Annotated in this window: 12 protein-coding genes; 9 read left to right on the forward strand and 3 right to left on the reverse strand. The window is 56.5% G+C overall.

Translation table 11 applies throughout. The annotated features are described in order from the left end of the window. The 6 genes from AFK24_RS15255 (at position 1) to AFK24_RS15280 (ending at position 16,370) form a co-directional block, all read left to right on the forward strand. Complete coding sequence (locus tag AFK24_RS15255) at positions 1-2,361, forward strand: hypothetical protein (RefSeq protein ID WP_065833996.1); 2,361 nt, start codon at positions 1-3, stop codon at positions 2,359-2,361. A 36-nt stretch (positions 2,362-2,397) separates the two neighbouring features. After that, entirely contained in the window at positions 2,398-5,343 is a 2,946-nt protein-coding gene (locus tag AFK24_RS15260) for a hypothetical protein (protein ID WP_139110507.1), read from the forward strand. Between the two features lie 16 nt (positions 5,344-5,359). Then, positions 5,360-9,967 carry an RHS repeat domain-containing protein gene (locus AFK24_RS15265; protein WP_065833998.1) on the forward strand — a complete coding sequence of 1,536 codons (4,608 nt, stop codon included), beginning with the start codon at positions 5,360-5,362 and terminating at the stop codon, positions 9,965-9,967. Between the two features lie 282 nt (positions 9,968-10,249). Beyond that, entirely contained in the window at positions 10,250-12,283 is a 2,034-nt protein-coding gene (locus AFK24_RS15270) for a hypothetical protein (RefSeq protein ID WP_065833999.1), read from the forward strand. Between the two features lie 376 nt (positions 12,284-12,659). Next, on the forward strand, positions 12,660-14,837 hold the full coding sequence (locus tag AFK24_RS15275; protein ID WP_065834000.1) for an autotransporter outer membrane beta-barrel domain-containing protein: 2,178 nt from the start codon (positions 12,660-12,662) through the stop codon (positions 14,835-14,837). A 54-nt stretch (positions 14,838-14,891) separates the two neighbouring features. Then, a complete protein-coding gene (locus tag AFK24_RS15280; RefSeq protein WP_065834001.1) occupies positions 14,892-16,370 on the forward strand; it encodes a hypothetical protein in 1,479 nt (492 codons plus the stop codon). 42 nt (positions 16,371-16,412) lie between these two features. Here the strand turns inward: AFK24_RS15280 and AFK24_RS15285 are convergent, their stop codons facing one another. From AFK24_RS15285 to AFK24_RS15295, 3 genes are read right to left on the reverse strand one after another with little or no spacing between them, the layout of a single operon-like run. Next, a complete protein-coding gene (locus tag AFK24_RS15285; RefSeq protein WP_170826343.1) occupies positions 16,413-17,393 on the reverse strand; it encodes an alpha-L-glutamate ligase-like protein in 981 nt (326 codons plus the stop codon). Continuing rightward, the gene (locus AFK24_RS15290; RefSeq protein WP_065834003.1) at positions 17,393-18,928 is read right to left on the reverse strand and encodes an inactive transglutaminase family protein; all 1,536 of its coding nucleotides are present in this window, start codon (positions 18,926-18,928) and stop codon (positions 17,393-17,395) included. The genes AFK24_RS15285 and AFK24_RS15290 overlap by 1 nt, the downstream gene beginning before the upstream one ends. A 4-nt stretch (positions 18,929-18,932) precedes the next feature. Then, positions 18,933-19,466 carry an ATP-dependent zinc protease family protein gene (locus AFK24_RS15295; protein WP_065834004.1) on the reverse strand — a complete coding sequence of 178 codons (534 nt, stop codon included), beginning with the start codon at positions 19,464-19,466 and terminating at the stop codon, positions 18,933-18,935. Between the two features lie 384 nt (positions 19,467-19,850). Here AFK24_RS15295 and AFK24_RS15305 point away from each other — a divergent pair, with 384 nt between their 5' ends. From AFK24_RS15305 to prpC, 3 genes are all read left to right on the forward strand, one after another. Continuing rightward, positions 19,851-20,588, forward strand: a complete 738-nt coding sequence (locus AFK24_RS15305; RefSeq protein ID WP_065834006.1) for a GntR family transcriptional regulator — start codon at positions 19,851-19,853, stop codon at positions 20,586-20,588. Next, the gene (gene prpB, locus AFK24_RS15310; RefSeq protein ID WP_065834007.1) at positions 20,585-21,478 is read left to right on the forward strand and encodes a methylisocitrate lyase; all 894 of its coding nucleotides are present in this window, start codon (positions 20,585-20,587) and stop codon (positions 21,476-21,478) included. Before AFK24_RS15305 ends, prpB begins: the two co-directional genes overlap by 4 nt. A 153-nt stretch (positions 21,479-21,631) precedes the next feature. Next, the gene (prpC, locus tag AFK24_RS15315; protein ID WP_065834008.1) at positions 21,632-22,759 is read left to right on the forward strand and encodes a bifunctional 2-methylcitrate synthase/citrate synthase; all 1,128 of its coding nucleotides are present in this window, start codon (positions 21,632-21,634) and stop codon (positions 22,757-22,759) included. Positions 22,760-22,823 lie beyond the last annotated feature (64 nt).

Consider the following 22,823-nt stretch of genomic DNA (forward strand, 5'->3'; position numbering starts at 1 on the left):
ATGAGTAATCGATCGGTAGCCAGTATCCTGGCCAAGCTTAATGAACGTTCGCAGTCCAATGGCTGGAATGCCATTGTTGCCTACGATAAAACCTGTGCGAATACATTACTGGCACAGGAATACATTTCCAGGTTCAGTGCCGACAGCTACCTCACGCCCATCACTGCAAAGGTTCCTTCTACGCAGGACGAGCATGAGTATGTAGTGGATTTCGTGCTTGACCGTCCGCGACTGTCATTCGAGAAAGCCTCGGTTAAATTTTCAACGGCGAAGTTGGTGGTGAAAGTCGTTGGCGGGTTGCACCTCACTACCCGCGAGCCCTTGGGCAAGCCTGAAGAATTGATCAGTCTGGCTGCTTACGACACCTTGGGCGGGCCTGAATTGCGGATGGGTATGTCCTTGAATGTGTTATTGGGCACCGTTGATATCGAGGGGCGCATCGCGTTTGACCTGTCCAAGGGAACGGAAATCACCTTGACCTACTCGCAGGATCCGGACAAGCGTCGACTGGGGGGTGAATTTTTTCGGGCCTATTTCGAAAAGCTGCCTGACGAGCAGAAAATATTTGTCCTCAATGAGATCAAAAGTTCGGAGGCGCAGTACCTGAATCCTGCCAATGTCCAGATCCGCACCCAGTCCGTTGCTCTTGGTGCAGGCGACGACGAAATGGATGATGGTTCAGGCGCAATCCTGCTGTTCATTACCATGAAGGGTGAGGACTACGGCACGTTTCCGGAAGCCGACGCCGGATTGGCGTATTTGATTCCCGATGATGCTGCAACTCCCTGTACGACCGCGATTCTGCTGGACAATGCATTCTTCATGCGCAAGTTCGTGGAGGAGGGTTTTCGGCTGATGACGCAATCGACGGAACCCTGCGAAATTGAAACCACCTACACAGACCCTGACGCAGGGTTTGTTGCCAGCATGAGCCTCGTGAAAGGGACACGCAAAGGGCCGGGAGTAATCTTTTCGCTCCCCCATATCCCCTCTCTCCGTCTGGGTGGGCTTGACACGCCGATGGCCGAGCAAGACACCAGTGGGCAACTGGCGGGCAGCGCCAGCTTTACGCTGACCTTTGAGGGTGATGCCTTCACCATGGAGTGGACGGGGCAAAAGCCCCAGGACATCACCATCAGGACAGAAGGCGACGTGACACACACCTTTCCGTTGCCCGCGTTCTGGATGTGGCGCAGACGCTATGTCTTCCACATTGATGAGGCTTCCAATGACATGACATGGGTCCCCGCGCCCGAGGGTGACCAGACTTACTACAAGGTAACCCCGGGTGACTATGCAGGGATTGTGGGTGTGTCCGAACATTTCGCGGAAATCAGCAGTTATGTCGAGAATCTGTTGTGCGAGCAACTGCAAAGCTGCGTGGACGACTTTGTCTCGCCATTGAAGAATGTGGACGTATTTCGGCTGAACAGCATCTTGTTCAGGGAACATCATGTCATGCGTTCGGTGAACGCCTATTTGCCCGGTGACGTCATTATTTTCGGAACCACCGGCGCCGACGTCTCGGCGTTCATTCTCAGTCCTGTTGAACCGCTGTCAGGGCCGGGCGAAGGCGTGCAGTTTGCCGTGTCGCCTCCGACCACCGGACTCGAATGGGATGTAGCGCTTGTTCCCGGCAGTGCTGGAAAGCCTGGCATTTTCGACGCTGAAACGCTGATCTACACCGCACCGCAAGCCGCTGACATCGAGGGTTTTTTCAGCCGTGTCAAAGTCACTGCCAAAAAGGGCGGGTATTCGAGTTCCGCGCTGGTGACCGTGGTGGTTCGGGATATTTCCTTCAATCCATTGGTAGCGGTGTGCGGGGTCGGGGAAAGACGTGAAATGTCGGCTCGGGGCAGGATGCCTGGCACGCTTGAATGGTCAATCGCCGGGCCGGAAACGGGATCGGATATTGTGCCGAGCAGCCTCCCGGAAGGCGATCACACCTACATTGCTCCTCCTCAGGTGGATAAACCGGCTTCGCTCTTTACGGTGGAAGAAGTTCAAGTGAAGCAAGGCGCAATGATCTATTCGTCATACGTGCTGGTCATTCACCGGCCTGCCATCGGTTTTATTACTATCAAGGAGGATGCGGAGCTGGAAGAAGGGCAACTGCAACTACAGGTAGATATCGGCAACGGGCCTGTTGTGGGCCTCAACTGTACGTGGACGCTCAAAGGCAGCGGGAACGTCGATGCTGCAACAGGCCTTTATACCGCTGATCCAGCAAGTCCACATCGCTTTTCGTTGATCACTGTGGAAGTTGAACCGCCGCCGGGTTTCCCCAGTGCCGGAGCATTCATCATTTTGCCCGTGCCGTACGTTGACTGGAAAACTATCAAGGAATTGCCCGATAAGTAACCGGCTCGCGCTCATCCATTCACAGGAGTGTCAGTTATGCTTTCCAATTCATTAGACAGCCTGCTCGTCCGGCTTGAACAAGGAAATGTGATGTCCGGATGGGGAGCCATTTTGACATTCGGTCGAACGGAGTTAAATCGTCTTATCAAAGAGCAATATATTCGGGGCTTTGAAGGCTTGCAGTTTTTGCTGCCCTTCAGCGAAACGTTCCCGGTGGGTAATATTGGAGATAATAGTGAGCAGGTTGAACTTCGGGGTATTGTCCTGGGTGTGCCGACACTTTCCTTTGAGTCAGCGTCGCTGAACGAAGCCGTGTTAACCGTAACCATGAGTATTGTCGGTGGCACGTTTACGAGCTTCAGGCACGCAGCAGGTGTTCCGCCAAGCGTGTTGAGTTCGTTCAATATCAGTGAAGTGATGGGTTTCAATGTCAGCATGCAAGCCAGTGTCAACAGTATGATTGGCGAAGTTGACAGCAGTGGCGTCGTTACGCTGGATTTAACCCTGAGCAGCGAAGTTACTTGTAATCTGGGCAGTGTTAAAAAAGTCCAGGACCAGATCGGCGAATATTTTCAGCGTTATTTCGTCGGCCAGCAAAACTCACAGCGCCGCTTTGTGCTCGGGATGCTGAAACTTGATAACTACAACCCGTTGAGCCCGACAAGGTTTGCGATTCGGGTGCAACGCGCTCCCGGTGCTGATCAACGTCTGGCCGCCAACTTTGGTGACGGGGCCGTGGTCGTGTTTATCAGGCTGAAAGTACAGGATGGCGAGTCCATGCCGGGTACGCCGATCGAAGGTTCCGGTTTCCCCTATCTGATTCCCGATGACCAGACCGATGGCTTGCCTTTGTATTCGGCCGCCCTGATGGTTGATCAGCGACTGCGACCTTTGGTCGATGAGGAGCAACTTGATCTTCTCAAAAGCCTGATTTTCCCTAATCAGAATAGGTTCGATGAGGTCAGTCGGCATGAGCCACATGACCTGGCGATCTTTGGCAACATCAGAGAATCGTCAAGCTCAGTGAGCATTCAGCCTTCCGCTGTGATGCTCGGCGCTGAGCAGGAGCAGACATTCGTTGCCCGGCGTAACGATGGCTCAGTAGTTGCCAATGTGCAGTGGGCTGTAAGAAGCCCGGATTTTCCCGGTTCTCAGGGCCGGATAACGTCAAGCGGTGGGGTGTACACCGCCAATGCCCAATCAACCATGTACAGGAATCGCCTGCCCATGGTGGTGACGGCAAGCTATTACCAGGAGGGGGAAGAGCAGAAGGCGTCGGCTTTGGTTCACGAGCGTTTCGAGAGCATGTCTGTCGCGCCGCTGGTGCAGATCAGGAGTGGCACAGATAAGACCGCCATAGCCATTCGTGCAAGCACTCTGGGGTCAGGGCCGTTGCTATTCAGAATTATTGAACCCGCTGCAGGCGCTCGACTGGAGCCTGTAGACGCCAATCATGAAAACTATTTCCCACCGCCAGTTGTGCAGCCCGAGGCCATTCTGGTACAAAAAATCCAGATCAGCGATCCGGACGGTGAGCAGGCGATAGCGACCATCGTATTGCTGAACAAGCCAAACTATCTGGAACTTGAGCCTTATTATGTGAAAGGGTTGGGCCCACGGGAAACGGTAGAGTTCAAGCAACTGAATGACCAAATCGATCCGACCTTGCTTGGCTGGAGCGTTCTGGGCGAGGGCGAAGTGGACGAGGAGAGGGGTATTTTCACGGCGCCCGCAACCCCGACATCAATGATCAGCGTGGTGGTATGCGAATTGCCCTCGCCCGGCCCGGAATGGCCATCTCAATACGGCTACAGCATCGTCAATCTGCAGCCGCTTGAGACCGAATACATTCCCCCTCGCTGGGAAAGTCTCCAGGAGTTCTCCATCAGCGCGCCCAATAGCCCTCCAGGTGTATCGGCGCAGGGCTATGCCAACGGTTTTCAGCAGATTCCCATCGTCATCACCCTGGAAACCAAGACCATCGAAGTCGACGGCCAGCAGCTGCACGTACCGGTCAGCGATGTCGAGTTGTCAACCTTACGCCTGGTGGAAAAGTTCAGTGACGGCCATGTCAGGTTTATCGATGATCTTCAGGAGGGAATCGAGTACGGCAGTGATCTGCCCTATGCCGCACACACCCGCCCCAATCGATTCAGTTTGTATTCGGCAACGCTTGCAGGAAAAAATGCCCGGCATGCGCTACCTACGCCTAAAAACAATGGCACTCGCTACCGTGAACTGTATGTCCATATGGCGGTTGAGGGCAGCAGGACTTTCTATGCAGAATTTCAGGCTGATGACGGGACAACCTGGCGCTCCGATAGCAACATAGGGGGTGAAGGCGAACTCACTGTGCTCGGGGTTAAACCTCCGGTCCTGAATGCTGCTCATTATGAACTGGTCCGTGACCGCGCCTTCAATGGGCAGGGTAATGATGGTCCCCCTGAAAACCCGGATCCTTTCAGTTATTACCTGGATTCAGTTGATTACTGGCATTTGAGCTATATGCGTTTGGGTACATATCCCGTCTTGTTCGCAACATTGAGGGTAGAGAACAATACTTCCACTATTCAGTGGGAGAGTGAATATTGTGAAGAAACGTTTTTTAGTTATACCGGGTATGCATTTTATCCCGCCCCCTATAGAGCCAATAACGCGCCTCCCGACGGATTGTCGTTTGATATTTATTATCGGGCGCTGTTGAGCGTTTCATCGTTAGATGAAGTTGATCGAAGCATTGTATCGGGTAAAGAACCTTCACCGGGAGAACTGATTGTCAGTCTGCATCGGGTGCCGGATATGAAGTATTGGCATGATGGACTGGCGGGAGGCGATGAACTGAAGAAGTTCAGACGTATTCTGGATCGCCCGGTTGTTTTTGTCCTGCTCGATGAAGAAGGTAACCGCCACCGTGTGCAAATTGGATTTGATGCACCGACAATTGACGATAGCCGTAATCGGCTGATGCTCACTCTGCAATAGCTCAACGGAGTCAATGATGACTACTTCAAGCGTTATTCATTCCAATGCATTCAATTTTATGAGTTTCATGATGGTAGGGGTCGATCCGCGCACGGGCCAGTACACCGTGTCAGTGGACATGCCGGAACTCAAGAGCAACCGACTCTGCGGTCCGGCCGTGCCGCTACAGTTGCAGTTCAACCCGCTGAACGTGATCGATTCCGGCTTCGGCATGGGCTGGAACCTGAACCTGTCGCAGTTCACGCCAGAGGACCAGATGCTGGCCCTGAGCAGCGGCGAGAATTTCAAAGTCACCGGCAGCGGAGGCCAACCGGACATCAAGGAGAAAAAACTCGACACGTTCCACTTCCATGACGTGGGCAACGAGACTTATCGCGTGGTGCACAAGTCCGGACTGGTGGAAACCCTGGTCACCGGCGGCAGCAGCAAGCAACGGGTCGCCTTGCCCCACACGATCAGTTCGCCTTCGGGCCATGCCGTCAGCCTGACGTATGTCCCGTTCAACGGCGGCCAGTTGTTGCACACCGTCAGCGATGCCTTCACCACCCTGTTGCGCGTCGAGCGTGATCCCGGCGGTTCGTTCGTCAAGCTGCACCTGCATCCGGACAGCGGGCCCAACGGCGGGCCGCTGGCCACTTTCGAGATGAAGCTCAATGGCGACGGCGAGGTCACCGCCATCATCCTGCCGACGCCGGAGAAAGCTTCCTGGCGGTTTACCTATGACCAGTTTTTTGGCCGCACCTGCCTGGTTGAAGTCCAGACCCCGGTGGGCGGTCGGGAAACCATCGAGTATTTCGATCAGGGCCACGTCTTCCCCGGCTCGCCGCGCGATCCATTGCCCCGGGTCAATCGCCACTGCACCTACCCCGGTTTTGAGCAACCCATGATCGAGGTGAACTACAGCTACACCGACAATAACTTCATGGGCCACAACGCCCTGCAACACTGGGACGACAATGGTGAGGACAACCTCTATAACGTCGACCATGACTATGAATATGGCTCGGTCGCCACCTTGAAAGACGGCAGCAACACCCTGCGCACGGTAACCCGTACGTTCAACCGGTTCCATCTGCTCACTGAGGAAGTCACCACGCAGCAGCACTGCGTCAAACGGGTGCTGACCGACTACCACGCCGAAGACACCAATTTCGACAATCAACCGCCGCAGTTCCAGCTGCCGAAAACCGTCACCAGCCGCTGGGAACTGGACAACGATGCCAACCGGTTTCGCATCGAGGTTGAAAGCACTGAGTTCGATGAATCCGGCAACCTGACCAGCAAGGTCCAGGCCAATGGCATCTGCGAAACCTTCAGCTATTACCCCAAAGACGGCGCCGAGGGTTGTCCGCCGGACCCGGACGGGTTTGTGCGCAACCAGCATGAACACACGACTTATCCGGCAACGTCGGAACACGGGAACGCCGCTACTTTGCGCAACACCTTCACCTACCAGCTGCTGCCCCCGCTGGAGAACGCCAATGGCGCGGGCAATTGGCTGGTGCTTGCCGAGGAAACCCTGACCAGCAGCGATGACAACCCTGTGGCGGCGCTGCAATACACCCAGCGCGACTATTACGACACACCGCAAGATCCAACGGTGCATGGTCGGCCGAAAAGCCACAGCGAAACCCTCAATGGGAAAACCTCGACCACCGGGTTCAGCTACAGCACGCCCCTGAGCGCCCTGGCCGGGGAGACCGTGGATCAGATTGTCGAAACCCTGACCGCTTTTGATGGCGCGGCTAAAACACTGACTCGACAACATTCTTTTCTCAACGGCGAAGTGCTGCTGGACTATGAAAACGATACCGATGTTCAGATCAGTTACGTCTATGACGTGCTGGGCAGGGTCATCGAGGAAACCGTCGCGCCGGACACCGACTATGCAGCGTCCCGACGTTATACCTACACCTTGACTTCCCTGGATGGGCAGCAGGCGCGCCAGGAAAGGGTGGACGTCAAGGGCGTAACGGTGCGTACCAAAGTGGATGGGCTGAACCGCGCCATTCTAGAAGAGCGTCAGGATCGGGATGGCGAAAAGCCTGAGGACTATCGCCGCATCTACCTCGCGGGCCACGACGTCTTCGGCAATATCGTCGTAGAGACCGACTGCGACTGGCTGGGCACGGAGGAATTGGCGCTGCGGCGTCTGTTCGAGTTTGACGACTGGGGGCAGCAGTTGAGTGTGAGGGGGCCGGACGACGTGGTGGAGTATACGCAGACGGACCCGATCGGAACCCCGGAATCCAAAGGGCCGATCATCCGCAGTTGGCGCCAGGAACCTGAGGATCCAGAGGCGGAATACGCAATAGGCGGGGCCACCGAAACCTGGCAAACCCTGTTCGAAAAACCCGGCCGGGTTGAACGCTTCGATACACAGGGGAAAAGCCTGAGCGTGCATCAGTATTTTTATGACGGCTTGGGTCGGACCGCCAGGGAAGTCGATGCGCGCACTAACACAACGCTTTTTGCTTATGACGCCTTTGACCGGCTGGTCGAAAGTACCTTGCCCGGTGGTGCTGTGGTCAAGCGCAGCTACGCCGAGCACAGTGAGGATGATCTGCCGAGCAGCATCAGCGTGAATGACATCGAGTTGGGCACTCAGGTATTTGACGGGGTGGGGCGTAAAACTGAATCGGTTGTCGGCGGGCGCAAGCAAGTGTTCACCTACGACCCTGGACAGTTCCAGCCCAAGAGCGTTACCACGCCCAGTGGCCGGCTGATCACCTACGATTACTTGCCCTCACTGGGCGATGAGCCGTTGCACCGCTATCTCCCCGATAATCTCACTGCGCAGTATGACTACGACAAAAAAGACGCACGGCTGCTCAGTTGTGCGGAATCAGATCAGGAGCTGGAGCGCAGCTATTTCAGCACTGGCGAACTCAAAAGCGAGACACGTCGGCAGTCCGGCGGCGATCCGCGGAGCATGCACTATGTCTACAGCCTCAACGGCCGGCTGCTGAAATACACGGACGTACTGGGTCAGATCCAGAATTATCGTTATGACCGGGCTGGACGCCTTGAGCGCACCGATCTGGGAGGGCTGGCTTCGACGTTCAGCTATGACGCTTTGGGACGGTTAAAAGAGATCAACACCCGGGAGGACGATCGCAGCGTGACGACTACGCTGCACTACGATGCGCTTGGCCGCGAGATCCTGCGTGAGTTCGACCTCAATGGTATAAGCCAGAGCCTGGCTCAGGAGTACAACGCCGTCGATGCGGTGACCCGACGCACATTGAGTGAAGGAGACACTCTGCTGCGCGACGAAACCTATGGGTATGACCCGCGCGGCCGACTGGAGCTCTATACCTGCACAGGCAGCCGACTGCCAGTCGACCCTTACGGCCAGGCCATCACCGGGCAGGTGTTCCAGTTTGACGCACTGGACAACCTGACGTTGGTGCGCACCAATTCGGTCAATGGCAACAACCTTGCCAGCTATAGCTACGACACCCAGGACCCGACCCAGCTGCGGCGAATTACCAACAGTGACAGCGCGCGTTACCCGGCTGAAATCCTGCTGGATTATGACGCCGACGGAAACCTTATCCTCGACGAGCAACAGCGCACGCTGACTTACGACGCGCTGGGGCGGCTGATGACAGTCAGCGCACAAGGTGACGGTGCTCAAAGCGATTATCACTATGACCCGCTGGATCGGGTCGCCAAGGGCGGGCCAAACGATACCGATCAGCAACGCTTTTACCGTGAGGGTGAACTTGCCAACCAGATCGATGGGGATCTTGCCCGCACGTTCATGCGCGGCGCGGATCAGTTGTTGGCCGAGCGACACGGCGACGGCGCGGTATTGCTGGGTACCAACCTGCAACAAACCGTCTTGAGCGAAATCTCGCCGGGGGCGCCTGCCAACGATATTGTTTACAGCGCTTACGGCCACGGCACTGGCGAAAGTCCGATTTCCACGGCCTTGGGGTTCAATGGCGAACTCGGTGAAGGCGACACCGGATGGCAATTGCTGGGCAACGGCTACCGAGCATTCAACCCGGCCTTGATGCGCTTTCATACCCCTGACAGTTTGAGTCCATTCGGCGAGGGCGGTTTGAACGGCTACATGTATTGCAAGGGGGATCCGGTGAACCATAGCGATCCGACGGGGCACTTAAGCCTTGGCATCCTTTCTTTGCTGTTAGCTGCAGCTGCAGCTGTAGCTGTAGCCGGAGCAGGATCAATCGTTGTTGGTGCGCTGGTTGAAGACCCGATTGTCAAAAGTTTGTGGTATACCGCGGGTGGGGTCGCGTTTTCTGGGGTCGCGTTTTTTGGGCTCGCTGTTCTGGGGGGTGGGAGGGGAACGACGCAGATGTTTGGGGGGAGGATGAATCAGTACTCTAGACGTCAGTTCACGGGTGCGAGGCCGCGGGGACCACGTGTCGAGCAAAGTGTTGGATACACTCGTGGAAATAATGTTCTAACTAACTCATCATCCGGCCCTAATCGGAGCCGTGTGTATTGGGCAGATCAGCCCCGGGATCCGCTTTCTACAATTTCTGAATTCCACCCTGGAGCTCCGACATCATTGGTCCCTGGAGGGCGAGGACCGAGGGTCCCTCCAGAATCTGTCAGGGGTGACGCAACTCGCCGAAATAAATCGATCTGATTAAAAATTCTGGAGGAAATTGAGCCGGAAACTAAATAACGAAACCTCAATATAGCAACTCGAAATAACCATAATTCCGGATTGAAGTAGATGATGCGTGATCATGCCGGCTATAAAACGGTCGGCATACTCACGCCTGAAAACCCGCAAAACCCGCAAAACCTAGTAGTTCTACTAGTATCGCAGGCGCGGTTTTAGTAGTTAACTGGTCTTCAACTTACCGCTGCCGGCAAGATCGAGCTGCATAAGTGTTGACCGTCACTCATGTAAGGAGAACATGACATGGCTTTCTCGGAAGCAAGACGCAGGGCGCAACAAGCGCGTGATGATTATCGCAACGCACGGGTCAAACAGTTGATTGAATCTGGGCCGCAGGAAGTTCTGCTTCCGCCAGGTTTGCCGGTCGGTGCGATCATTGATCCAGCGGACGGTACGTTGAACAAGGATGTTCTAACGGCTGATCTTGCCATAAGCATGGCGGCATGGAGCAATTTACCCCCAGAAGGTCAGAGCTCTGATGTCGAGGTTCAATGGGCAAGGACTGATGGCTCCGGTCTTCCAGACGATAGCTGGTACGAGGTAGTCGACAGTCGAGAAGTTTCAGGGCCAACCCCTGTGTTCCCGCTGCTATTGAAAGTTCCCAGCAACAAGTTGGCACCGGACGGGAAGTATTACTTGCGGCTGGCAATGTATCCCTATAACTCGGGGCCTACGCTCTTTTCCGATCCTGTACCGCTTATTTGCGACAGCGAAGGACCTTATCGTCACGAGACGCCGGCGGCGATGATATTGCCGAATCCTCCGGAAATAACCGATGCCTATCTGGCTGCTAACGATGACAAGGTGATCGGTGGTATTCCTCAATACGCTGATTATCAACCAGGGGACAGGGTAGCGTTTTACTGGGGAGCGTTGCCGCCCCCTGAGAAACCTGAGGATGTGGTGCCCATTGATGTGATCGATGTTGACGGCGTCACCTGGCCGTATCCAGTGGAATTCACCGGGGACACGATTCGCGCGGCCGGGGACGGGCCTTGTTATGCGTTGTATGTGCTGGTCGATAAAGCCACCAATGCCAGCAAGTTATCGGGTTACGCCCCGCTCAGGGTGGCCTTGGGTCCTTTGCCGAGTGGTCTTCAGCTTCCCAAAGTACCGCTGGCGGACGACGGTCTGGTCAGTCTGAAGGACGCCATTGCCGGGGTCGATGTAGTGATAGAAAGCTTCGTTGACTACAAAAGCAGCGATACGATTGATGTCACCTGGGGCACGACGGTTTTACCCGGCGTTCCGGTAGGCGGAGGCAGTTTTCCAATGGCAGTCAGAGTGCCGTCTGATGTCCTCAAGAATACCTTCGGCGCTGGAACTGGCCCGACAGCTACAGCCGTCAGTTATGTGGTGACTCGTGGTGGACTTGCTTCCGAAATCAAGGCGATAACCGTCCAGGTAGACTTTTCCGTCATTGGTCCGGACCCGGACCCCGATCCTTGGCCAGATCCAGTCAATGACAAGTTGCCGCTCGCGGAGGTTTACGGAGAGGTATCTGCCACACTCAATGAGCTCACCCGGGCGGATGAGGGCAAAGACGCGACTCTCAAGTTGAAACTCTACGATCCACTGGCTGCAGGTCAGGTCATCAGTTTCTACTGGAAAGGTGGGGAAGTGCCGGAAGCTGAGTACACGGTACTTGCCACCGACGCGCCTGGGAACGAAATCTCAAAGACCGTACCCTGGTCGTACATTGAGCAAGCCTTCAATCACCCTGAATTGCCCGTCCATTACCGAATCAGGGCCAACGCTGATGCTGAAAACGAGCAGCACTCGCGAGACACCTTGGTCAAGGCGAACGCCGTGACACTCAAGGCGCCTGCTGCTGCCTATGAGGGCATCGCGGGTGGGAATTTCCTGAATTGCGAGTCCTTGTATGCCGACCCCACTAATCCTGTTGATGACCCAGCGATTCGAGTCAAGGTCCCTGATCTGACTCAGCCTCCATTCGGCCTGGCAGCTGGCGCCATTATCAGCATGAAGTGGCGAGTGGTAAGAGGTTACTCGGGTGAAGACCCCATAAGCGAAGTTGATTTTGATGAAAACATAACGCTGGGTACGGATTACCCTGCTACCGGTTTTACCTGGAGGATTGAGCCTTATGCCGATTACATTCTGCCCATTTACAACCCGAATGACGGTCGGGGACGGGTAACTTACTCGTTTATTCTCAATAGTGAGACGGTGACTTCCACACAGATTGAAGCATTCGTCGCGATGCATACCGGAGTGGGACCATGCCCTATATCACCACCGCCGCGAAAAGTTTGATTCTGGACGTTGTGGCGCAGTGGGTGAACTGACTGAGGCTGATCCATAACAATAACGACGGGTTGCTGCCAGGTTGATCGGTATGCCTGTTTAATGGCTTATGGATCGGTTCGAAATAAATAGCGGTTAATTTATTTCGAATTCAGCTCGTGGCAGGGTATTAGCTGTTCAAATCCCTTTTCAGTTGTGGTATTGGGGCGGTGACTGGCTACAACTGTAGGAAAGTTCAGCTAGTATTTGAGGAAATGTCCTACATTGATTTGAGAAGTTGAAGCGTAGGCTTTCGATGCTTGCAATCAGGGCTGCCCCCGCAGTGCAGCCCTTTGCTGGGTTTTTGCAAGTCTCGTTCACTGAAATCAATTAAAGGTATTCGCTAATGTCAGTCATTGGGTCAATTTCCATGACGCCTCTAGCAAGAGGACTCAAACTAAGCATTTTAAGCTCGGCGCTGTTAGTTGCTGATCCAGTATGGGCACTCTTTGTTGATCGCCCACTCACTATTAACGAGAACACGGTCTTGCAGGACTATCAATTGACCAGCAACGGACAATTGACGTCCAACGGCGCCACGACGGACAGAATAACCATGGTTTCGGGTGCCAGGTTGGTACTCAACGGAACCACTGTTTCCAGCGACTCGATAGCAATCCGGATGAGCGGCGGTGACAGTACCATCACCGGCAGCAACATCAGCAGCTTGAATCAGGGCATGTCGGTCGGCCAGGGGACTGCGGGGGACGGGGCAATAGCGCGTGTATACGGCAGTCAGATTTCGGGGGTGGCACGTGGGGTAGTGGTCGGTCCCGAGTCAACGCTTTATCTGGAAAACAGCACTGTTTCCGGAACCGGCCCAAACGGATTCGGCATTGACCTGTATGAAGGCAATCTCGAAGCGGTCGGATCAACCATCAGCGGAACCCAGGACGGCGTGACCTTCCGTAGTATCGCCGGCTCTGGCGCAGACGGGAGCATGGATCTGAACGGTTCCCACGTGACGGGTCAGACCGGCTCGGCCATTGTCCTTCGCGACTCGGCCATTGCGCAGATCAACGTCACCAACGGCTCAACGCTGACGGCTGGCAACGGTACCTTGCTGGAAGTCACCAGCGGCTCCACTGCCAACATGACAGTCGACAACAGCATGCTGACGGGTAACGTCGTGGTGGAAGGTGGCGGCACGGCCAACCTGACCCTGCAGAATCGCGCCAGCCTGACCGGGCGGCTGGATAACGTTGCCAGCCTTGCGGTCAACAGCCAGGCCCAGTGGGTCATGGTCGGTGACGGTGAAGTCGGCCAGTTGGCGCTGGACGGCGGCACCATCAAATTCGGTGATCCAACGGCGTTCTACCAGTTGTCGGTGGGTTCACTGTCGGGTAACGGTACGTTTGTGATGGATGCCGATTTTGTCACCGGCGAGCATGACTTTCTCAATGTCACCGGCGCAGCCTCCGGCACCCATACGCTGTTGATAGGCAGCAGCGGCGCGGACCCGCTCGCCGAAAGCGAAATGCATGTCGTCCACATCGACAGTGGGGATGCTCAGTTCTCCCTGCTTAACGGTCCGGTTGATCTCGGCGCGTTCTCCTATGACCTGGCCCAGCGCGGCAATGACTGGTATCTGGACACCGCAACCAAAGTCATCAGCCCGGGCACTCGTTCCGTGCTGGCGCTGTTCAACACAGCCCCGACCGTCTGGTATGGCGAACTGAGCACCTTGCGCAGCCGTATGGGCGAACTGCGCATGAACGGGGGCAAGGCAGGCGGCTGGATCCGCACTTACGGCAATAAATACAACGTATCGGCGGCGTCCGGCGTGGGTTACAAGCAGACTCAGCAAGGTATTTCCTTTGGTGCCGATGCGCCTCTGCCGATTGGCGACGGGCAATGGCTGATCGGGTTGCTGGGCGGCTACAGCAAGTCGGATCTGGATTTGCAGCGGGGCACATCGGGCAACGTCGACAGTTACTACGTCGGCGCCTACACCACCTGGCTGGATGCTGACAGCGGCTATTACGTTGATGCCGTGCTCAAGCTCAACCGTTTCCAGAACGAATCCAAGGTTCAGCTCAGCGACGGGACTCGTACCAAAGGTGATTACAAAAACAACGGCGTCGGCGCTTCGGTTGAAGTGGGGCGGCATATCAAGCTGGACGACGGTTACTTCGTCGAACCTTACACCCAGCTTTCCGGGGTGGTGATTCAAGACAAGGATTACGACCTGGATAACGGTCTTTCCGCCGAGGGCGATCGTACCCGTTCGTTACTGGGCAAGGTCGGCGCGACGGTAGGGCGTAATTTCGATATGGGCGACGGCAAGACCATACAGCCCTATGTGCGTGCCGCTTATGCTCACGAGTTCGCGAAGAACAACGAAGTGCAGGTCAACGACAACGTGTTCAACAACGACTTGTCCGGCTCGCGGGGTGAACTGGGTGCCGGGGTTGCCATTCAATTGGCCGAGCGGTTGCAGGCGCATGTCGATCTGGACTACAGCAACGGCGACAACATCGAGCAACCCTGGGGTGCGAATTTCGGCGTTCGTTATAGCTGGTAACCAAGGAGTGACAAGGGGCCGCGCTGGCCCTTTGTCTTGCGATGGAGAAAAACGATGTCCATTCCCTATGACCAGGACCCTGACGCGGACTTGCATAAGCCGCCAAAAGTCGAGGTTGCGCTTCCGGAGATTGAGGGTGGGGAGGAAAACCTGTTACCCATCAGCGCCGTCCAGGCAGATTTGAAAGTCACGTTTGAACCATGGCCTATTCAGAATCCCACGCTGAACCCCGAGAAAGTGGAACTGTTCTGGAACGACGCCTGGCTGACTGAAGGCCAGTGGTACTCGCCCATCAATCCTGATGATCTGTTCCTGATGGTCCCGCAAAACCGGCTTGGCGAAGGATCTCATGTCATTTACTACAAGGTCACGCATTATAACGGCGCCGTTCTTGACTCCGAGCCGCTGACCATCACCATCGACAAGACTGCGCCGATCCTGAACCAGACAGATGAACGATTGGTATTCCCGCGCTCGGTTGTGGAGGACGGCGTTACTGCCTGGTACCTGGAAAATAACGACGACAAAGTGTTGGCTGAAATACCTGGCTATGACGCCATCAAGCCGGGCGACGTCCTGACCTGGTTCTGGGACCGGGCTCCTTTCAGTCCTGAAGAAGTTGATTCAATGGAGCTGAGCCTTGATGACGTCAGTAAGCCACTGATCATCGCCTTCGACGGCGACATGATCCGGGCTCGTGGTGACGGGGAACGCTACGCCTATTATCGAGTGCAGGACCGGGCGGGCAACAAGAGCGACGATGCGCGTCCAGTGACTTTAACTGCAGCGGCAAAGCCTGTGCCGCGCGATCTTCCCTGGCCTGATGTAGATGAGGCGGTTGGTTTGGGCGAGACCATCAGCCTGGCACCGGAAAATGTGGCCTTGGGTGCCACGGTGATTGTCCCTGATACCTTCGTCTTGAATCCGGATGAGGTCATATGGGTGCAATGGGCCGAGCCCGGCGCGCTGGGAGCGTTTCGAACCTCGACGCCTGCGCCTGCAAACTCCCGCAGCTACGCCGTTCCCAAGGAACACGTGGCGCCGCATGTGGGCAAGCGGCTGCCCGTTAAATACGAGGTGGTCAGCCCGAAAGGGACAGACCCTTCAGCCGTTCGCCAGCTTGAGTTGCAAAAACTGAATATCGACAGATTGCCGATCATTCAGTGTGAAGACCGCACTGGTGGCACCTTGAGCCTGGCTTCAATTCCCGCCAGCGGTGCGCGGTTCAAACTGGGCACCTGGACGCTGATGGCGACAACCCAGCGCATCACCATCGAATTGACCGGAACGAATGTGACGGGACAGCCTATCAAACATACCGTATTGAACAGCCACGCAGTGACCAGTGCAGAACTGATCAGCGGGATTGGAGCGGGGAATAATGTCACTGCTCCTAAAGCATTTATGAGTCAGCTCAAGCGTGATGCCAAATTCTCGATCAAGGTCTATGTCAGTTTTGATCAGGGGCTAACATGGCCGACGCCCGGCATTCCCAATTTCCCTCTCAGCGATGACATCACCTTGGTGGATTGATCGGCCGTGAATCCCAGGTCAAACACGTTCGTTATCGAGTGTTTAAAGCATTCCCTCAACGTGCCCAAACAATTCCTGCACAAACCTGACCCGCGCCTCCGGCGTCTCAATCGTGCCCTCCAGCGCCAACTCCTCCAGCCGCGCTTCCACCGCTTGGGTGCGATGAGTCAGCCCGCAGTCGTTGGCGATCTGGATATTCAGGCCGGGGCGGGCGTTGAGTTCGAGGATCAGCGGGCCTTTTTCCTGGTCCAGAACCATGTCCACACCGATGTAACCCAGGCCGCACAGTTCGTAGCATTCGGCGGCGAGTTTCATGAAACCGTCCCAGTTGGGCAGCTGCACGCCGTCCACCGCGTTGGTGGTGTCCGGGTGTTTGGTGATGATGCTGTTGAGCCAGGTGCCTTTGAGGGTAATCCCGGTGGCCAGATCGACACCGACGCCAATGGCGCCCTGGTGCAGGTTGGCCTTGCCGCCGGACTGGCGCGTAGGCAGGCGCAGCATGGCCATCACCGGATAACCCATCAGCACGATGATGCGAATGTCCGGCACGCCTTCATAACTGATGCTTTTGAAGATCTGGTCTGGCGTCACGCGGTATTCGATCAGCGCCCGGTCCCGATGTCCGCCCAGTGAATACAGGCCGGTGAGGATGCTGGAGATCTGATGCTCGATCTCCGAATGGCTGATGATCCGCCCGGAAATCGTCCGGTAACGGTCTTCGAAACGGTCGGCGATCACCAGAATGCCATCGCCGCCCGCGCCCTGAGCCGGCTTGATCACGAAGTCGCTGCGCCCGCCGATGATCTCATCGAGCTTGTCGATTTCTTTCTCGGTGGAAATCACTCCGTACATTTCCGGCACGTGAATGCCGGCCTGAATCGCCCGTTCCTTGGTGATGATCTTGTCATCGACGATGGGGTACAGGCTGCGCTTGTTGTACTTGAGCACGTAGTCGGCGTTACGCCGGTTGATGCCCATGATGCCCCTGGCTTCCAGCGCCTTCCAGGTTTTCCACCAGCCGATCATTTTTGCTCTTCCTTGAGGAAGGCCTTGAAGCGGATCAGCTCGGTCAGGCGATAACCGCGATAGCGACCCATGGCCAGCATGAAGCCCACCAGAATCAACAGCACCGCCGGGAAGGTGAACACGAAGTAAATCAGCTCCGGCACGCTCATGATGATGTGCGCCAACGATGCTGCGAACAGCGTACCGATGGCAACTTTCATGGCATGGCCGCCGCCGCGTTCTTCCCAGGTGATCGACAGGCGTTCAATAGTCATGGTCAGAATCACCATCGGGAACAGCGCCACCGAAAGCCCGCGCTCAAGGCCCAGCTTGTGGCTGAACAGGCTAATGGCCGCGATCAGCACCACGACGAAGGTCAGCACCACGGAAAGTCGCGGCAGCATTTGCAGCTTCAGGTGTTCCAGGTACGAGCGCAGCGACAGGCCCAACGCGGTAATGATCGTAAACAGCACGATGCCAAAGCCCAGCTGGGTTTCCCGGAAGGCGAGGGCGATCAGCACCGGCGTGAAGGTGCCCAGGGTTTGCAGGCCGATCAGGTTGCGCAGGATCAGGATCACCAGCACGCCAATCGGGATCATCACCATGATCATGAAGGTCTGCTGGGTTTGCAGTGGCAAGCCGTACAGGGAGTATTCGAGGAAGTCCGCGTCAGTGCTGGCGTCGGTCAGTTTGGCCAAGCGAATGGCGTTCATCTCGCTGTTGTTCAGGCTGAAGCTGACAGTCGCCTTCTTGCCGCCGTCGACGGTGATCAGATTCTCGTCACCGGTCCACCACAGCAGGCGGTCCTCCGGCAAACCTTGTTCGCCGGTATCCGGGCTGAAATACAGCCAGCTCTTGCCATTGAAGCTGCGCAGCCACAGTTCCGGACTCTGCGGCTGATCGGCCACCAGACGGATGGTGTGGACCTTTTCCAGCGGCACGTGGGCGATGGACAGCAACAACTCGGTGACCCGCGCCTTGTTGGAACTCGACGTATCGCCCGCCAGCAGCAACTTGACGTTATCGTCGGCGAGGTTGTTGACCCGCTTGATGGCTTCGGTGATGAACGTCTCGACGTCCGCCGAGTGCTGGCGAATCGGCGCGAGCAAGGCTTCGGCGGCGATTTTTTCCGGGCCTTCGACGACGATGCTGTCGCGGAAGATCGGACCTTTGATCTTGGCTTTCTCACCGCTGTAACGCTTGGTCAGCACCAGCCGGTAATACAGCGTCTGGTTGCCGGACACGCGCCGCGCCGACCACGTCACCTTGCGATTGCCATCGACGCGGTTGACGCTCACCCCGTAATTGTTGGAGATAAAGCTTTCATTGAGGCTGATGTAATCCCGGGCCAGCGGCGGCACGAACATCTGGATCTTGACCGGGTCTTTCGGGCTGGCGACGAACTCGACCTTGGCGTCGATGTTCCACAAGTCGTCAGTTTCGTCCTCGGTCACCGGGATGCCCAGCGCCAGAATCTGATACGCCGTGATCGCAATGCCCAGAGTCACCAGCACAGCGATCAGGATTTTCAGATGGAGTGTAAGAGAGCGCATCTATTTACTCGGTGATTTGAGCGGTAATTGCACAAGCGGGTTTACCCGCTGCGTATTTAAGACTGGGATCGACCAGCGCATCAAAGCGTTTCAACGCCTCGGAGCCGATCAAAAGCGGATATTGGAAAGCACTTCGGTCGGTCAAGTTCACTTCGATGGTGCGTAAAGCGCCACCCATGCACACATCGAGGCTGATCACTGGCCGCGCGGTGTATTTTTTCTCGTCATCGGCATCACGGTCATCAGCGCGACGCTTGATCTTGCTGAGCCTGGCTAGCGGCTTTTCGATGGGGTGCGCATGGGCGTCATCGATGGCCAGATAAAAGCGCACCCAGCTTTCGCCATCGCGCTTGAAATGCTTGATGTCCCGAGCGCTCAGCGACGCCGTCTTGGCGCCGGTATCCAGCTTGGCGGCCACTTGCAGGTCGATATCGGTGAGCTCGGCGTATTCGTTCAGGCCGTAGACGGTTTTGTCGCCAGCGACGACGACACCTGGAAGCAAGCACAGGCAAAGGGTAAGGAGGGGCTTTAGATTCATAAATCCTGGTGCGTTGAGAACGATCCTCGGAGCCGCGCGTGCAGCGATAGTGCAGGCATGATCGTCAATCTGGAGAGGAAAATCCGCTGGCATGAGGCCACTAACGACGGTCACGCGCGGGCGGCATTCTAGCATGAAGGGTTTTAGCCTTACTGCCCGGATTGGAAGGCAATTGCGTTGGAGCGAAGCTTGCCCGCGAATCGGTGTTCCGGTCGACGCCTTTTCGCCAGGGCGGACGCGTTCGCGGGCAAGCCTCGCTCCAACGGGAAGTCATTCTGATACACACGGGTTATTAGACGATTGTCGACAATCACCTGATTTAATTTGACCGATACGTTGGATATAGCTAGTTTTAGCGCCATTGATCCATAAGGTGTCGACACTATGCTGGATACGCTTGAAATCATTGCCCCTGCGGCGGACGATTCGGAGACGCTGTCCGAGAATGTTTTTCGGCGTATCCAGGCGGCTATCGTCAAGGGTGAGATCGCGCCCGGCAGCAAGATTTCCGAGCCGGAACTGGCGCGTACTTACGGCATCAGCCGGGGTCCGCTGCGTGAGGCGATTCATCGACTGGAAGGGCAACGGCTGTTGGTGCGCGTTCCTCATGTCGGGGCGCGGGTGGTTTCCCTGAGTCACGCCGAGCTGATCGAGCTGTACGAGATTCGCGAGTCACTTGAAGGCATGGCCTGTCGCATGGCGGCCGAGCGCATGACCGGCGAAGAAATCGATGAGCTGCGCCGGGTACTGGATACCCATGAGCGCGATGCGGCGTTTCAGGCTGGCGTTGGCTATTACCAGCAGGAAGGCGATTTCGACTTTCATTACCGAATCATTCAGGGCAGCGGCAACCGCACCTTGACCCAGATGCTCTGCGGCGATCTTTATCAACTGGTGCGCATGTACCGCATTCAGTTTTCCACGACGCCCAACCGACCGCGTCAGGCATTTGCCGAGCACCATCGCATTCTCGATGCCATTGCCGAGCGTGACGGCGAGCTGGCCGAGCTGTTGATGCGCCGTCACATCGCGGCGTCCAAACGCAATATCGAGCGCCATATGCTCGAACAAGGCGCCCAAGTGCCGGGCGCCGTCCAATCCCCCCTCCGAGGTGAGAAATGAATTCCAATAAAAGCACTCCCGGTCAGCGTTTTCGTGATGCCGTCGCCAGTGAAAGCCCTTTGCAAGTCGTGGGTGCGATCAATGCCAACCATGCCTTGCTGGCCAAACGCGCCGGTTTCAAGGCGATCTACCTGTCGGGCGGCGGCGTCGCGGCGGGTTCACTGGGCGTGCCGGACCTGGGAATCACCGGGCTGGATGATGTGTTGACTGACGTGCGACGCATCACCGACGTCTGCGATCTGCCGTTGCTGGTGGACGTGGATACCGGCTTTGGCTCGTCAGCCTTTAATGTGGCGCGCACCGTACGTTCGATGATCAAGTTCGGCGCGGCGGCGATTCATATCGAGGATCAGGTGGGCGCCAAGCGCTGCGGCCATCGTCCGAATAAAGAGATTGTTTCCCAGCAGGAAATGGTCGACCGCATCAAGGCGGCCGTCGATGCTCGCACCGATGACAGCTTCGTGATCATGGCGCGTACCGATGCGCTGGCGGTGGAAGGTCTGGAGTCTGCGCTGGAGCGGGCTGCGGCGTGTATTGAAGCCGGCGCGGACATGGTGTTCCCGGAGGCGATTACCGAGCTGGAGATGTACAAGCTGTTCGCCGCGCGTGTCAAAGCACCGATCCTGGCCAACATCACCGAGTTCGGCGCCACGCCGCTGTTTACCGTGGACGAGCTGCGCGGCGCCGATGTGTCGCTGGTGCTCTATCCTTTGTCGGCGTTCCGCGCCATGAACAAGGCGGCGGAAAACGTCTACGGCGCGATTCGCCGCGACGGCACCCAGCAAAACGTGATCGACACCATGCAGACCCGCATGGAGCTGTATGACGCAATTGATTACCACGCCTTCGAGCAGAAGCTGGATGCGTTGTTTGCGCAGAAGAAGGGTTGATGAAATCCGTAGGAGCGAACTTGGTGGGAGCGAGCTTGCTCGCGAATGTGCCTGAGGCGATGGCCTCTTCGCGAGCAAGCTCGCTCCCACGGGTAGAGCATCCACAGTTTATAAATTGCCAATTCCCTAACAAATTCAAAATTGGAGAGAGCAATGGCTGAAGCAAAAGTATTAAGCGGCGCTGGCCTGCGTGGTCAGGTTGCCGGACAAACTGCCTTGTCGACCGTGGGCCAGGCTGGCGCCGGCTTGACCTATCGCGGTTACGACGTACGCGAGCTGGCCGCCGAGGCTCGCTTCGAGGAAGTCGCTTACTTGTTGCTGTACGGCGAACTGCCGACTCAGGCCCAGCTGGACGACTATCTGGCCAAGCTGCAAAAGCTGCGTGACTTGCCGCAGGCTTTGAAAGAAGTGCTGGAGCGGATTCCCGCCGACACCCATCCGATGGATGTGATGCGCACCGGCGCGTCGATGCTCGGCACGCTGGAACCTGAACTGAGCTTCGATCAGCAACGCGACGCCACGGATCGGCTGCTGGCCGCGTTCCCGGCGATCATGTGCTACTGGTATCGGTTCAGCCACGATGGCGAGCGTATCGACTGCGTGACCGACGAAACCTCCATCGGCGGCCACTTCCTGCATTTGCTGTTGGGCAAAACGCCCAGCGAGCTGCACGTCAAGGTCATGGACGTTTCGCTGATCCTCTACGCCGAACACGAATTCAACGCGTCGACCTTCACCGCGCGGGTCTGCGCTTCTACCTTGTCAGACCTGTATTCCTGCGTTACGGCGGCCATCGGCACCTTGCGCGGGCCTTTGCATGGCGGCGCCAATGAAGCGGCCATGGCGATGATCGAGCGTTTCAGCTCGGCTGAGGAAGCCGTAAAAGGCACCCTGGCGATGCTCGAACGCAAGGACAAGATCATGGGTTTCGGCCACGCCATCTATAAAGACTCTGATCCACGTAACGAAGTGATCAAGGGCTGGGCGAAAAAACTCGCCGATGAAGCCGGGGACACGGTGTTGTATCCGGTGTCCGAAGCCATCGACAAGACCATGTGGGAACAGAAAAAACTCTTCCCCAATGCCGACTTCTATCACGCCTCGGCGTATCACTTCATGGGCATTCCGACCAAGCTGTTTACGCCGATCTTCGTCTGCTCGCGCCTGACCGGCTGGGCCGCCCACGTCTTCGAACAACGCTCCAACAACCGCATTATCCGTCCGAGCGCCGAATACGTCGGCGTAGAGCAGCGCAGGTTCGTCGCTATCGATAAGCGCTGAACGTACAGCTGACTGGACTGCATTGACCGAGACAGGGGAGCCGCCGATGAGCTCCCCGTCCATC

The organism is Pseudomonas syringae, from assembly GCF_001698815.1.
GTDB lineage: Bacteria > Pseudomonadota > Gammaproteobacteria > Pseudomonadales > Pseudomonadaceae > Aquipseudomonas > Aquipseudomonas syringae_A.